The sequence below is a fragment of the Paenibacillus sp. GCM10023252 genome (assembly GCF_042653305.1).
Taxonomy (GTDB): domain Bacteria; phylum Bacillota; class Bacilli; order Paenibacillales; family Paenibacillaceae; genus Pristimantibacillus.
Map to the genome: position 1 here is coordinate 191,047 of NZ_JBHSHW010000008.1, position 15,308 is coordinate 206,354.

Below are 15,308 nucleotides of genomic sequence, written 5' to 3' on the forward strand. Positions count from 1 at the left end.
ATGCCTTACCATGAACGACTATTTTCCAGCAATTTTCTTAACGATCAACCTCAGATCCAGCATGTTAATAATGCCATCCTTGTTCAGGTCAGCATGCTGCAGACTTGCCCAATCCTCACTAGCTGAAGTCTTATTGCAGTTGCGTATGATGAACAGCAGGTCATAGACGTTCACAACCCCATCCTTCACTCCGCTAACCCGTCCGCTAACGTCCTCTGGAAGGGCTGGTGCTGGAGGTGCTAGGACCGTCACATTAGCAACCGCCTTAATCGTTGTTCCCTCAACCGTACCGTTCACCTGGAAGCTGCCTGCGCCTGCATAGCTGCTGGGAGCAATTGCATCCCAGACAACCGCAAGCTCAGCAGTAGTCCCATTGCTGTATGCAGCTGAGACGATGGCAGGGAGTACAGGCGCCTGGCCGGCTGTCGTTGTGACAGAGGCTGGTGTCAAGCCTGTCACGGTCACTGGGACCGGAGGCGCGGCCGACTTCAGCGTCACATTACCGAACCACTGCGTGGAGGCGAAGGAGTTCATACTGCGGTTGCTCCACATCGTTGAGTTGTCGCGAATGCCATCTGCGTTGCTGTCATCGCTAGCCCCTGTGTCGAAGCCAATAACCGTTCCTTCCGCCGCTGTGATGCTCGTGAGTGGAAGCTGCGCTTCAATAATGTAGCCGCCTTCCACCGTTCGTGCAGCTGAGGTGAAGAGGCTCGGTGTGACGTTCGTACCGCCGCTCTTCAAGTTCTGATAGTTCACGCGGTAATGGCGATCATCCGCTTGATATGAGGTTGTCTTCTCATTGTTCTCGTCAACGAAGAACTCCATGGAGTCATGCTCCCATAGATTCCCGCCTGAAGCATTCAAGCCCGAATCCTTCACTTCCGCCAGCACATAGATATTGTTCTCGTCCCATAGGAGACGTACAGTTGCTTCTGGAGCCGACTTGTTGACGTCACTGAGATACTTCGGCTGGAAGCTCTCGGCTGCTGCCCACTTCGCATCAACCTCTGCATCAATGACAGGTGTTCCTTTTAATGCAGTTGCTTCCTTAGAGGTTGGAGGAGTAGGCTCCACAATAACGACTGCGTCATCCTCCAGGAAGTTAGCTTTGTTGTAAGCTGTCTCGTAAGCCCCGATATCTACTCGCTGATGAGATCCTGCTCCGGCATAAGGCCGTGCATTCCCTTCATAATCAACGTCAGGAGCTAAGGTGCGTGTTCCTGTATCGATAGCTGGTGAATCCGGCTGAAGATGGAAGTTGTAGGTTGTGTCTGTCACCTCTACGAACTTCGGATCCATGACCTTCTCGTTTTTGCCGAGGAACCGGGTTAAGCCGCCATAGATATTGTTAGCGAACAGATTGTTCCAGCCGCCGCTGCCATTCGCGTATTCGCCCGCTTCGTCTCTAGCAATGGAGATGTTGTTCAGGAAGATGTTGTCATTGCCCGCGTTCGCATCCATATTCGGATACTTCAGATGAGGGCTCCTACTGTTATGATAGATTGTGTTGTTGATGACATGAACGTTATTGCTCTTGTAGATGTGAATGCCGCCGCCGCCATTGTTATAGACGATGTTGTTGTAGACCAGCTTTTTGCCTTTGTATTTGTCGTCTACGTCGAAGATGATGCCGTTTCCGTCCGAATACCCTTTTGTTTTTTCCCATTTCACCTTCGTCTCGTTGTCATAAACGTGATTGTTGCGGACAATGATTTTATAATCGGTCGTGTTGTTGTCAATGTCCCAATCATTCATGAAGCTGATTCCGCTCGTCGCGTAGAAGGTATACCAGCTGTTGGAATGAATATGGTTGTTCTCGACTGTAATATAGTCTCCGCCCCCGCCTATGCCTCCACCGGATAGGTGATGGACATGATTATTGCGGGTGATGACGTGGTGGCCGTTAATGTTCACCCCGTTCGTGTTCGTCAAGGCATATCTCGACCAATCGGATCCGCCTGCAATCTTATGCTCGTAAGCTGCCTCCGCTTCGGCTAAGGTAAGATTCAGGTTATTGCCTTCGATCTCCAGACCATCAAGAATAATATAGTTGGCCGAGATATCCACCATATCCCACACGCCTCGGACGCCTGGAGGGAGGAGCAGCTTCGGCTTGTTATTCGGATCTGCAGCCTTATACGTAATGTAATACTCTTGTCCCGTCTTCACGTTCTTCGCCCCGGAGCGGTTAATAAGCAGGAAGTCATTCGCATCGTTCACCGGTGAGTAAGTGCCCGGCAATAGATTAACGGTATCTCCAGGATTCGTGACGCTTGCAGCCTTGGCCAGCGTCTTGAATGGAGCGTCAGCCGACTTGCCGTTATTCGTATCCACACCTGTCGGGCTCACATAGTAGTTGTAGAAGGTATCGTCGATATACGGCTGCTCGTCGAACAAGGCGCCGGGGTTCGGCTGAACGACCGGAGCAGTGCCCGTCCTGCTGGAACCGGACAGCTGAATATCATCAAGGAGCATCTGGGTCTGCTGATGAGCGCCATCCTTCACTTCCATATAGAAGCCTCTCAGACCGCCTGTATATGCATTATCCTGCAGCGGCTCGCTGGTCACGATCGGGGTACCGTTCAGGATCATATCATAGCTCTTCGTATCCAAGTGGAACACGAGCTTCACCTTGTAGGCCGAGCCTACGCTCCAGTCTGCACGGGCAGCTAAGCCCCCGCCTGCCGTGTTATTCGAACGGGCGTAGATCTTGTTGTAATCCATCCCGAAGGCGAAGATCGGGCTCTCCATACCGGCTGCGCTGACCAGCTTGAAAATATAATTCGCATGCTCGTCCTTCGGCTTGAAGGTTGCTTCCACGGTATAGGTGCTGAGCGGCACCGGCGCGAGCCAGCTGGAGTGGAACGGGAATCCGATGATCCCCTGCTTGTACTTTGGTGTGGTCACCTCCGCCCAGCGAGACTGGGTGTCGCTCACGATTCGCACCGTGCTGCCAGCAGCAGGCTTCAATGCTGTGCCACTGATGAGCGGAGATACCAGAGCGGCATCGGTAGCCGTGCCAGCGATAACAGCGTTCACATCCGTCGACTCGAAGGTCGTCGTCCGGAACGTCTGCTCTCCTACCTGGAAGGGGGCCTCCGTGACCAGCTCTAACCGGTCAATGACAGGCGTGCCTAATGGTGTATTAGCAGCGCTCAGCGTAGGCTCAATCTTAATGACGTTAGGCCCTTCATTAAGGGTGATGCCGGTCATCTCCTCGAACGTCCAATTGGCCCAAGTTCCCGTGCCAAGCGACTTCGACTTGGCGGTCTGCACACCGTTGACAATTAGATTATAAGGACGCGGTGTGTTCCCCATGCTGTATCGTACCTTCAACGTATACTTGCCTGCTGCAGGCACAACCACATTATTATATTGCAAGTACCCTGCTGCTCCTGGGGCAACGCTAATGTAGCCGGTTCCGGAGAAGCCGGGAGCTGTACCCGTATTCGATCCAATCGTCGCTCCTGAATGGGCAGCGCCTGCTCCGTTCTCTGCCTCGAAGATCGTTGCATACGGGCTCACTTCTACAACATCAATTAGCGGACCATCCACATTCACCGAAGCAACCTTAAGAGTGTTGCTTCCTTGATTCAACAGGACTGCCGCCGTCAGCGTCTGCCATGCTCCATCTGCAGCGGTCTGATCTCCTGCGAAGACCGTATAGATCTGCCCGTTCACGCTTAAGCTGAAGGGCTTAGATCCTCCTTCCGTATTCTTATACTTCACACTAACGATATAATTGCCAGCAAGCGGCGCGTTCACATTAGACCAAGTAATGCTTGATTGGTTCGCTTGGTCTCCCAAGTCTACATACCCTGTTCCGGAGTAGACGGAGCCTGTAACCGACTGTACCGGAGCATCTACTAGAACAGCACTCTCTGCTTCATAGAGGCTCCCTCCTGCTGCTTGTACCTTGGCCGCAGGCACGATTGGCGCTAACAGAGCGGTGGAGACGAGAGACACCATTGATAACCATAATCCTAATTTTCGCAAAATACGCATCCTCCCTAAAATAAATGACCATCCTACATCATTAACCGAGCAGTCCCTTCCACCTCCTTCATCAAATTCACTATTCAAGCGCTTACATTTGTACGATGAAAAACAGAGTGGTTAGTCAAACTTACCTGTACCAACCACTCTGTCTGTCCATAATTGCTGTCTACGTGTTACTGCTTGCTGCTTACTTGCTGCCGAATAGTTCCTTGTAGCTGGCATCTCTCTCTTCGAGAATCTTCTTCATCGTTGCATCTTTCTTCATCGCTGCCACATGCTTATCCCAAGCTTCAATCGGCTGCTTGCCGAGAATAACTTGAATCTTAATGTCTTGGAATTTCTTTCCGATCTCACTCTGGAATTTTTGCTCCGTCTCAGAGCTCACTCCGTTGTTATTGTAGAAGACACCATGCTTTAAGCGCTCATCAATGACTTTCTTGTCCCGCTCGAAGTATTCCGCCGGGTAATTAGGCGCTGCTTGCGTTAGACGGCTGTAAGGATCGATGAAGGTCCAGATGTTGCCGTGAGCTGCACCGGCAATTTTTTTGAATTCGTCGTTTGTTGCTTTTTTGCCGTCTGCACCAACCGTGAAGTGTACATCCTTAAGCCCGAAGCTCGCCAGCTCCATACCTTCAGGAGTAGCACCATAGTCGAAGAACTTCAGAATCGCCTTCACCTTCTCTTCAGGCACCTTCTTGGAGATGAGGTAGTTGCCGAAGAATCCGGCTTCCTTAATCGCATAAGGCTTGCCTGTCGATGGGGAGATTAGAGTCGGTACATGCTCAATATTGGCTTCTGGCGCAGACTGTCTAAGGGCTGCTACCATATCTCCGATCTTGTTAGCATCCATCGAAGTTGGGATCATCCCGACCTTGCCCTGCTTCATCATATCAATAACTTGAGTACCCTTCATAATGGCGAAGTCGGGAGCCAGGACGCCTTCCTTGTAAGCACGCTGCAGCCACAGAATCGCGTCACGCTCAGACTCCAGGAAGTCCCGGTTAATCGTAGGCTCTCCGTCCTTGGTCAAGTAGTAGTTGTTGAACCCATGGAAGGTGCTCTCTACGAATTCAAGATTATCCATCCAGCCTTCAGCAACACTTCCAGTGAATCCGTAAGTGTCCGCCTTACCGTTGCCGTCTGGATCCTTCTCCTTGAATGCCTTCAGCGCGGTGTACAATTCATCCATTGTCGTCGGCATCGGAAGGCCAAGCTTGTCTAACCAGTCCTTACGAATAGCTGGGAAGGCTGCTCCCCCAACTAGCGGTCGCGGACGAGGAAGACCGTAGACCTTGCCATTCACCTTGGAGTTCTCGATGCTCTCCTTCGGATAAGCCTTCTCAATATTCGGATAATCCTTCAAGAATGGAGTCAGATCCCAGAAAGCGCCATCATCAATCGCTTTCGTTACTTCTGCCGCATGAATATAAGTCGTTAACAGAACATCTGGCAGTTCATTGGAAGCCAGCATAACGTTGAACTTCTCTCCATAATTGTTCGAAGGCAGATAAGTGACATCAATCTTCGTGTTCGTACGCTTCTCCATCTCCAGCTCAATCGGATTGTCGTTCACAGGCGTGTCCGGTGAGTAGTTAATGGTTGTAATGGAGAACTTCGTTGGCGCCGCTTCCTTCGTCCCAGCATTCGTTCCGTTTGTTCCATTCGTCTCGTTCTCCTTATTGCTGCTGGAGCAGCCGGCCAGAACACTGGTCAGCGCAATTGCAGCCGTAAGGGCTAAGAGTGATGCTTGCTTCTTCATTCTTCTTCCTCCCTAATGTCTTCTCTTGATTGAACCCCATGTTACATTGTCTTCTATGTGATCATCCCTTGACAGAGCCTAGCATAACGCCCTTGGCAAAATGCTTCTGAAGGAATGGATACACCAGTAAAATTGGTACAGTTGCAATGACGACAGCAGCCATCTTGATCGTCTCTGGCGGCACGATCTCCTCGCCTAACCCTCCAGCTTCCCCTATGCTCGTATTCGACTGTACAAGCATCCCTTGCAGAAGCACCTGCAGCGGGAACTTACTGGAATCGGATATATAGAGGATAGCATTGAAGAACGTGTTCCAGTATCCTACGGCGAAGAACAAGCCGAAGGCGGCCAAGGCTGGCAGGGACAGTGGAAGAATAATCTGGAAAAATATCCGAAGATCATTCGCCCCGTCAATATAAGCAGACTCCTCTAAGCTCTCTGGAATTCCGTCGAAGAAGGTCTTAAGCAGCAGGGCATTCCATCCGCTAAGCAGACCAGGCAGAATAATGGACCAGAGCGTATTAATTAGGTTCAGTTCCTTAATAACCAGATAGTTCGGAATGATGCCCGGGTTGAACAAGATAGTAATGAGCAGGGCAATCATAAGCAGCTTGCGGCCGAATAATCTCTTCCGCGACAGCATGTACCCGAAGGCTGCCGATACCATTAGGCTGAGCAGAGTTCCTACGATAGCCAGATAGCCGCTGACTCCTACCGCCTTAATGAAGGTGTTGGTAGACAGAATATACTTGTACGCGTCAAGTGACCAGGACTCCGGGAACAGGATGAAGCTTCGCTTCAGGAATACGTCCGGATCCGCGAACGATACGATGACGACATAATAGAACGGGAATAGAGAGATAAGTCCAATTAACGTTAGGATGGTGATGTTCACACCTGAGAATATTCTCTCTCCCAGTGATTCACGCATAGCTGACACTCCTTGCTTGTGATAGTACTTCTTAATAGAAGCCTTCTCCGCCGGCCTTCTTCACCAGCTTGTTCGACAGAATGACGAGCAGCAGACCTACTACGGACTTGAACAGCCCGACAGCCGTCGTATAACTGAATTGTGCTCCCTGCACCCCGACGCGGTAGATATAGGTGTCGAAGACATTAGCAACATCGGATACAGCCGAGTTCTGTAGCAGGAATACCTGCTCGAAGCCTACATCCATAATATGGCCCAGTCTCAGAATGAGCAGAATGATAATAACATTCTGAATGGCTGGAAACGTAATCTTCCACATCTGCTGAAGCCGGTTGGCGCCGTCAATCTTGGCAGCCTCGTATAGCTGAGGATCCACATTCGCCATCGCTGCGAGGAAGATGACCGTTCCCCAGCCTGCTTCCTTCCAGATGCTCTGCACCGTTAGGAATCCCCAGAAGAACTCGGGTGTCGTCAGCCAGTCAACTGGCTTCATTCCCATAGCCACAAGTACGTTGTTCACAAGCCCTTCACCCGTAGCGAACATCGTGAAGGTAAGCCCGGCAATAATAACCCATGACAAGAAGTGGGGCAGGTAGACGATGGATTGAATCGTCCGCTTGAACACTTCCTTCCTCACCTCATTCAGCATGAGAGAGAGAATAATGGGAACTGGGAAGTAGAAGATGAGGCCCAGTACATTAATTGCAATCGTATTCCTTAATAGAATATAGAAGTCAGGATTGTTGAAGAATCTCTCGAAGTTCTCAAGGCCGACCCACTCGCTTTTCAAGAACCCTTGGTAAGGAGAATAATCTTGAAAAGCTATCAACGTTCCCCACATGGGGACGTACTTGAAGATGAGCATACATAGCAGGCCGGGCAATCCCAGCAAGTAGAGATATTTATCTCTCTTTAGTCTGTTCCATATTCGGTTCCGGCTGCTTGCCGGCTTTGATAACTTTGCAGTAGATGCTGCAGGATTCGCAATACTCATGTTCATCTCCTTCGCCTTCATGTGACATTAATCATCGTTGTGTCATTGCCCTAACTATAGGTGCTGGGTCTGCTTTCCTGCAATAATAGTTATTTTTCTGCCTTTTCCCTTATAGAATGAGGCTTGTCTTGTTCTGAATTTACCTGTTCAAAAAACTCTTAGAGAAGGAAAGCCGCTTTTGCCCCCGGAGCGGTTGCAGGATAAGGGACAGCCGTTTATAGTTGATTTAGATGAACTCGGGAAGGTGTCAACATGTTTAAGACTTTTTTTGCAAGGCTTTCACCGAATAATAGAAACCGTATTCAATCGTCATTTTTTCGCAAGAGCCTAATTCTTGTCTTACTGATTACTTGCTTGCCTACCACCTTCATCGGACTCAGCCTATATGTAATCGGGGTCGATCGGATCGAGTCCGAAGTGAACAAGACTCACCAGCTCAGACTTGCACACGTTACGAAGCAGATGGAGGAAGAGTTGGCGGGTATGGAAGTGCGGCTGTCCCAATGGTCCTTCAATCCTACCTTCGGAGAGAAGCTCCGGAATGTGGATTATTCGGACAACTACTCGTTCACGCGCGAGCTGCTGCAGACGCTGTTAGTGATGCAGGAGACGAATCCTCTTATCGAAGAGGTGTATCTGTTCATTGACAACAATCGCGCCATGATCAGCAGCTCTCGAGGTGTGAACTATATAGCCGAGGGGGAGCAGGACTTCCTCACCTCCTATGCGTCTATCATGAAGACAGACAGCAGATTGTTCTGGACGAAGTCTCTGCCTATTCCAGGGCTGAATTCGAACAACCAATCATTGAAGACAGACTTCAAGTATAGTCTTGTCCACAAGCTGCCTAGAGACGGGGTTAACTCGTACGGCGCTATCATCGTACGATTGAACACAGCCAAGATGAGTGCCTACTTCCAGGAGTTCGCAGAGGATGGCATTTCTCTGCTGATGGATGACGGCGGTGACTGGCTGATTCGAGAGTCATCCGTTTCGGAGAATCGGCGGCAGCTGCAGGACCAGATTCACGACAACGTTCTGAAGCGGTGGCCGAACAAGGAGCAGGATACGTTCCTAACTACGCTCGATCGCACCAAGTTCTCGGTTTCATACTCGACTTTTCACCGGCTGGGGACAGACTGGATTTTTATGACAGCTTCCGATATTTCCAAGCTGTCGGGTCCAGTTGTCCTTATGTCGCGCCTCATTATCTTAGTGAATGTCATTGCGCTGGCGACGGCCATTCTTCTTGCTTGGCTTGCTTCCAGGAAGATATATAAGCCGATTGGGCAGCTGATTGGGGCGATTTTCAAGGATAAGTCAGATCGCGGTTCGGGGCATGAGGATGAGCTTAAGCTCATTGAGAAGGAATGGCTGAACCTTACGCGCGAGAGCCATAATCTGCAGATACGGGTAGAGGAGCAGCTGCCAACACTACGAGAGAGCTTCATGCTGCAGCTGGTGCAGGGGCGGCTGTATTACGCAACGGAGGAGGAGCTTCGCTCCAAGATTGCGTTCTATGGCTGGGAGACCGAGCACAAGCAATTCACGGTGCTGGTCGTTCAGCTCCTTGGACTTACGAATGCCGGGGGCAAGTTCAATGAAGAGGATGAGCAGCTCGTGACCTTCGCAGCCGCGAACATTGTAGAGGAGCTCACACGTCTCCACCTCCAGCAATGCTACGTCGTCAACTTCCAGGACCTGTCGGTTGGCATTATCATTGGTCTGCCCTCCGGTCTGCCGCGTTCGTCCGTCAAGAAGGAGCTAACCATGCTGTCCCAAGAGATGATTACGACACTCAATCATATTCTGAAGCTGGGGGTCACCGTCTGTATGGGGCAGGTCAGCGAGGAGCTAAGTCGAATTCCAGAATTACTGGATGAAGCGAGGCACACTCTCCGATTCCGCAACCTGAGAGAGGCGAATCAGGTTGTAGATATGGATGACGAAGTCGTTCAAGGCAACTACACGTTCCGATACCCCTTCGAGCTGGAGAGGGATCTCATTCACGCCATCCGATTAGGACAGCCCCAGGAAGCTCTCGCCAAGGCGGAGGAGTTCGTTGCTGAGCTTGCGAGCACCGCCGATGTGGAGCACTTCATGCAGCAAGCGTTAGCGCAGCTCATCGGCAATATTAACAACACGCTCCTGCAAGCCGGCTTCCACGTCTACTCCTTCCATGAAGGGCGGAATCTGTACGAGGAGGTTATGGAGCTCAGACAGACAGACGAGATGCTGAAGTGGCTGCAGAGCACCATCGTCACTCCTTATGTGAGCGAGATGAATCAGACTCACCATGCGCAGCTGAAGCAGACGGTGGAGAAGGTCGTTCGGCTCGTTGAGGAGAAGTATATGACCGACCTGTCGCTGGAAGAGTGCGCGGATCATCTCGGGGTAGGCGTCTCTACTCTCAGCAAGACGTTCAAGCAAGTGAAGGGGATTGGCTATGTAGACTACGTCACGAAGGTGCGTGTAGACGTGTCCAAGAAGCTGCTTATAGAGACGGACCTGAAGATCAGCGAGATTGCTGAGAAGGTCGGCTACCAGCATTCCTGGTTCAACCGGGTATTCAAGAAGTCCGAAGGCGTGACACCTACTCAGTACAGAGAGAGTCATCAGTGAACGTGAAGAGAGAGCCAGCCATCTCAGATGGCTGGCTCTCTCTATTGTATGGGAATTGGCTGGCTGCATGCCAACAGCTCATAAGGCGCTATAGCATCGTATTCTATATGCTGCAGCTCTGATCAGCCCTTGTCTAGCCTAGCGGTCATATAGGTAGTCCTATGCAAGCGCCTGCCCTCTAACTGTTGTCAATGACATCCTGCACCTGCTTCGTCATATCCTTAGGCGACTTCCCTAGCAGCATCCCCATTAGCGCATCCTTGCTTGCGCTCTCGATAGCAGGCAGCGGATCATAGGAGAAGGTATCGAGTCCAGGTACCGTCACCTTAGCTCCATCTTCTATAATATCCTTAGTTAATTCATCCAGCTTGGAGGTGTCCACGTTCTTAATAATAGGCAGCCTTGCATAGTTGTCCAGCAGGCTCTGCTGATTCTCCTGATTCGTCAGGAACTTGATGAAGGAGATGGCAGCATCCTTCTCAGCTCCTTCCATCTTGCCGCTCAGCACCCATTGCGCGAGGTAGTTGACGCCATTATTCTTATACTCCGGCTTATCTGAGAAGTAAGGGAATGGGAAGGACTTAATGTTCATATCCTTCGGAAGGTCACCAGTTCTCCAGGTTCCATCGAGTGTCATCGCTGCCTTGCCAGATCCGAACAGCTGCTTCTCCGAGTCGTAGTTAACTCCTTCGAAGTTCTCCTGGAACGCTCCAGCCTCTCTCAGCTCAATGAGCTTCTGGAAGGTAGCTTCTACTTCAGGATCCGTCCACTTCGCCTTCCGTTGTCCGATCTCCTTCGCCTTCTCTACTCCAGCAAGCTTGTAGAAGATAGAAGTATGGATATGTCCGACACGCCAGCTGTCCTTCCCTCCAAGCGCCCATGGCGTCACGCCGGCAGACTTCAGCTTAGCAATGGCATCCAGCAGCTCATCCCAAGTCTCTGGCTCCTTCGTTACACCTGCTTGCTGGAACAGGTCCGCATTGTAGAAGATCGGCTCGTAGTTAATGGACCATGGAATGGAATAGATGCCTGGCTTGCCTGCTGCTTCCAGATTGAAGCTGTCGAATAATCCAGGCTGGAACCCGTCTGCCCATTCCTTGTCTTCCAGCATTGGAGAGATGTCCATAATCGTTCCGCTCTTGGCATACGGAAGCAGACTGAGTGCGCCTGCATAAGAGAAGATATGCGGAGGATTACCGCTGGCAATAGATGACTTCAGCTTATTCAAGTAAGCGGTCTCATCTCCAATTGAATCATCCTGAATGTGAATCGCAGGATTCGCTTCCTCGAACTTCGCAATGACTTCCTTGATGAACTGGGCGGAAGGGGTATCTCCTGTCTCCCGCGACATGAAGGTAATCGTTACTTGTTCCTCGCCATTCTCTCCGTTGTTATCCCCCTTCTGTCCTGTGCTTCCCTCCGTGTTTGATTTCTCCCCGTTCCCGTTATTGGAGCACGCCGACATGACCAAGGCGACGGCTAGGAACACGGTAAGCAGCAGAGCCGCTGGTTGTTTTCTAATCCCCATAGTATTCTCCTCCTTCATAATAGCTGCATCATTAAGTTAACAGAGGGGGCGCTGCGCTTGAATGGAATATCTTTGGAGCTCTTCGTAATTTATTTTGGAGTATAGCTGTATGGATTACTTAGTTAGATATTGGCTCGGTGATAGTCCGAATTTTTTCTTGAAGCTTTTACTGAAGTAATACGGATCGGAGTAGCCTACTCGAAGAGCAATCTCTTGAATCGTCAGCATCGGGTTCTCGCGTATGAGAGCATTGGCCTTAGAGAGACGCCGATCAGCAAGGTATTCGGCAAGTCCAACTCCTGTTTCTTTTTTGAACATGGTGCTGAAGTATGATGGGCTAATATTGACCGCGGCTGAGATATCGGCTAACGACAGCTCGCATCTCGCATAGTACTCTTCAATGAAGGCGCGCGCACGTTCAATGAATTCAGTATTACGTGTGCGATGCCTTGCCACACGGGTGGCTGCGAGCTCCAGCAGGCGGTTGAGCTCAGCTGCTACATCATCCATCGTCTCCTTGCTGCTCAGATGTTCATACCAATCGAGATTAAGCAGCTCGGAGGGGGAGGGCTCGCATTCGCTTAAGACTCTCAGGATAACGGCCAAGTAGGTGAATGCCGCATGAAGCATGGTCTCCTTGCTGTAGGCTCCTCCCCTCATCACCATGAATGTCTCTTCAATTCGTTCTCTACACCAATCGGTCTTACCCATTCGCAGCTGAATAAGTATCGAATCAGAATGTGTAGCATCTAGTAACATTGGCAATCCGTGCTCAGCAGTCTCGGTGTATACAAGCACTTGACCTCTCCCTGCAGTGAACTTGCCCCTCAAGGCTTCCAGCGCCTCTGCATAGGATCTTGGCACAAGGTCATAACCATCATATACTCTGCCGATACCAATTGTTATGGTGTACTTCAAGTACCGCTTAACGGCTTGCGCCGCACGGCTGCATGTTGCCGTAAGATCAGACTCACTATGAGGCCGAATAAGGTAGACCAGCCGATTCCCATCTCCTTGGAAGGCGTAGAATGGCCCAATACCCTGTAGAATCTCATCGACCACATTGCGTGTAGCGAATCGCCATAGTTGCTTCTCCTCTTCGCCCATCCAGCGGCTATCCATATCATCAATCTCAATAGCCGCAGCTTGCAAGCCAGCAGCCTCTAGCTGAATCCCATAGAATTGTCTGGCCTCCTCGAATGCTTCCTGCTGAATGTTCAGCTTGTTCAACACCCAGGCATTAAGCCATGTGCTCCGCTGAAGCTCTACAGCAGACTTAGCCTGATGCAGAGCTTCCCTGTAATACTTCGCCTTATCCAAGCCGGCCTTCAACTTCGTCAAGCAATCTCTTAACTCCGATACCTCAATCGGCTTCAGAATATAACTGTTAACGCCTAACGATAGTGCTGTTCGGGCATACTCGAACTCACTGTAGCCGGTTACAATGACGATCTGCTTGTCGGGGTATTGGTCTCTTACAATTCGTGACAAGGCAATGCCGTCAAGGAATGGCATATTAATATCAACCAAGAGGACATCAACAGCAGAGCATTGCTCCAGCTGCTGGAGCGCTTCTTCCCCGTCACCCGCTTCAGCCACAATCTGGAACCCGAGCTCTTCCCAATTCAGCAGGCTTCTAATGCGATGGCGCACCAGCACCTCATCATCTACCAGCATGACTGGAATCATAAGATATCACCTTCAACCTTCATACCCCTGTCCGGAATAACAAGCATGACGCTGGCGCCTCCTTCAGCCCGATTCGATACCTTCATCGTGAACTCATAGCCGTAGATTAACTTCAGCCGATCCTGTACGTTCTGAAGACCGAAGCCTCTCATCGAACCTGCAGCAATATCCGATCCTGCAACAGTTCCGTTCATTCTCTGTATATCTTCCTGCCGGAAGCCCTGTCCATTATCCTGTACTTCCAGAATGATACGACTTCCTGCAAGACTGCCTAATATGACAATCTCGCCAGCAGATCTCCTATTGCGAATACCGTGATACACCGCATTCTCTACAATAGGTTGGAGGCTAAGCTTCACCATCATCCGCTCTAACAGTTCATCCTCCATACGAATGTCGAATCGGAATTGATCTGGATAACGAATCTGCAAGATGGAGACATAATGTCTGACGATATGAAGCTCCTCTCGAATTGTGACGATCTCTCTTCCCTTATTAAGCAGCGTCTTGTAGAACATAGACAAGGAATTCACCATCGTATAGGCATCCGCCTTCCGGTCTAGCTCAACTAAGGCTGCGATACTCTCTAACGTGTTATATAGAAAATGAGGCTTAATCTGGGACTGAAGGAGAGTCAGCTCAATATCCCGCTTCTCTCTCTGTTCGCGGTAGACTTCCTCGATGAGCTCGGCAATTCGGCTAATCATGCTATTATACGTATAAGCCAATCTCCCAATCTCATCTCTGGATTCCATATCGAGCTTATTCTTGAAGTTGCCCATCCCTGCTTCATTCATGGAACGGTTCAGCCTGACAATCGGCTTCGTAATCGATCTTGAAATGATGAGGAGAAGCATAATCTCCAGCAGAATAGCAGCTGATCCCAGCAACAGTATCTTACGGCTGAGGCCTCTCGTATCCTTAACGAACTCCGCATAAGGAATCATGCCAACGACATGCCATCCCAGATGACTATACCGGCTATGCAGCACCATCAGCTGTTCCCCGTTCACGGAGAAGGCCCTGCCATCTCTATCTTGTTCAGACAGCCATTGGAAATATGGACTATCTATGGCATGGCTAACGTAAGGACGTTCCGCTGCAGAGATGATAGAACCATCTTCACTTAATATGGCAATCTTCATCCTATCAGAAGGTGCGGATTGCTTGTATAGGCCCGACAGCACACGATCGTGTATGGCGACTACTAGGTAGCCGAAGGAATTACCCGTGTCGTAATCATAGATCTCACTAACCGCATAGACAACCCTCTCCCCGTATACCCAGAGGGGCTTGCCAGCAGGAATAAGCCAAGGGCCCTGCGAGGATAAGGAATGGTGGGCCATTCCCACTTCCGTCGTCGAGCTGGCGAGCTGCTTATGGGTCTTGTCATATAGTGCGACTGCAGACAGGTTGGTGCCACTGCCAATCATATCATCGAACAAGTCTGCCAGAACTAATTGCTGACGATATCTCGTATTGGAATCCATCCGGCTATTCTTCTTCAACATATCCTGGACATCCTTATGCGAGCTCAAGAACTTGGAAGCATCCTCTACTCTGTCTATGAGCGGAGAGATTCCTCGTGTAATAAGATCAAGATTCTGCAAGGACGTATCCAGCTTGCCCTGAAGCACCGTATCCGCCGACAGGGAGCTGAAGACGAGCAGGAGAGCGACTAACGGAATGAAGATGAAGATAGTGCTGTACATCTTGTTAACAATGGATAGATTCATATACCATTGCTTCACACGCAGGATAATTCTAATCCTCCTCACCTTCGCTC

At 50.3% G+C, this 15,308-nt stretch carries 8 protein-coding genes; 1 reads left to right on the forward strand and 7 read right to left on the reverse strand.

Features of this window, described 5'->3' with window-relative positions; genetic code table 11:
- Positions 1–18: 18 nt before the first annotated feature.
- The 4 genes from ACFO9Q_RS05795 to ACFO9Q_RS05810 all read right to left on the reverse strand — a co-directional run bounded on the left by ACFO9Q_RS05795 (position 19) and on the right by ACFO9Q_RS05810 (position 7,704).
- On the reverse strand, positions 19–4,005 hold the full coding sequence (locus ACFO9Q_RS05795) for a sugar-binding protein (protein WP_379179643.1): 3,987 nt from the start codon (positions 4,003–4,005) through the stop codon (positions 19–21).
- Positions 4,006–4,186: 181 nt separating this feature from the next.
- A complete protein-coding gene (locus ACFO9Q_RS05800; protein WP_379179645.1) occupies positions 4,187–5,758 on the reverse strand; it encodes an extracellular solute-binding protein in 1,572 nt (523 codons plus the stop codon).
- A 61-nt stretch (positions 5,759–5,819) separates the two neighbouring features.
- A complete protein-coding gene (locus tag ACFO9Q_RS05805; protein ID WP_379179647.1) occupies positions 5,820–6,689 on the reverse strand; it encodes a carbohydrate ABC transporter permease in 870 nt (289 codons plus the stop codon).
- A 31-nt stretch (positions 6,690–6,720) separates the two neighbouring features.
- Entirely contained in the window at positions 6,721–7,704 is a 984-nt protein-coding gene (locus ACFO9Q_RS05810; protein ID WP_379179649.1) for an ABC transporter permease, read from the reverse strand.
- Between the two features lie 333 nt (positions 7,705–8,037).
- On the opposite strand from ACFO9Q_RS05810, the gene ACFO9Q_RS05815 reads away from it, so the two are divergent.
- Positions 8,038–10,305 carry a helix-turn-helix transcriptional regulator gene (locus ACFO9Q_RS05815; RefSeq protein ID WP_379179651.1) on the forward strand — a complete coding sequence of 756 codons (2,268 nt, stop codon included), beginning with the start codon at positions 8,038–8,040 and terminating at the stop codon, positions 10,303–10,305.
- Positions 10,306–10,483: 178 nt separating this feature from the next.
- Here the strand turns inward: ACFO9Q_RS05815 and ACFO9Q_RS05820 are convergent, their stop codons facing one another.
- From ACFO9Q_RS05820 to ACFO9Q_RS05830, 3 genes are all read right to left on the reverse strand, one after another.
- On the reverse strand, positions 10,484–11,833 hold the full coding sequence (locus ACFO9Q_RS05820; RefSeq protein WP_379179653.1) for an extracellular solute-binding protein: 1,350 nt from the start codon (positions 11,831–11,833) through the stop codon (positions 10,484–10,486).
- Between the two features lie 114 nt (positions 11,834–11,947).
- Complete coding sequence (locus ACFO9Q_RS05825) at positions 11,948–13,522, reverse strand: response regulator (RefSeq protein ID WP_379179655.1); 1,575 nt, start codon at positions 13,520–13,522, stop codon at positions 11,948–11,950.
- Positions 13,519–15,300 (reverse strand): cache domain-containing sensor histidine kinase, encoded by a 1,782-nt coding sequence (locus tag ACFO9Q_RS05830; RefSeq protein WP_379179657.1) that lies wholly within the window; start codon positions 15,298–15,300, stop codon positions 13,519–13,521. The genes ACFO9Q_RS05825 and ACFO9Q_RS05830 overlap by 4 nt, the downstream gene beginning before the upstream one ends.
- Between the last annotated feature and the right edge of the window lie 8 nt (positions 15,301–15,308).

What these genes read in the sequence shown, in the direction of transcription:
- ACFO9Q_RS05825 (WP_379179655.1), bottom strand. Translation starts at nt 13,522, where the DNA reads ATGATTCCAGTCATGCTGGTAGATGATGAGGTGCTGGTGCGCCATCGC.
- ACFO9Q_RS05795 (WP_379179643.1), bottom strand. Translation starts at nt 4,005, where the DNA reads ATGCGTATTTTGCGAAAATTAGGATTATGGTTATCAATGGTGTCTCTC.
- ACFO9Q_RS05820 (WP_379179653.1), bottom strand. Translation starts at nt 11,833, where the DNA reads ATGGGGATTAGAAAACAACCAGCGGCTCTGCTGCTTACCGTGTTCCTA.
- ACFO9Q_RS05810 (WP_379179649.1), bottom strand. Translation starts at nt 7,704, where the DNA reads ATGAAGGCGAAGGAGATGAACATGAGTATTGCGAATCCTGCAGCATCT.
- ACFO9Q_RS05800 (WP_379179645.1), bottom strand. Translation starts at nt 5,758, where the DNA reads ATGAAGAAGCAAGCATCACTCTTAGCCCTTACGGCTGCAATTGCGCTG.
- ACFO9Q_RS05805 (WP_379179647.1), bottom strand. Translation starts at nt 6,689, where the DNA reads ATGCGTGAATCACTGGGAGAGAGAATATTCTCAGGTGTGAACATCACC.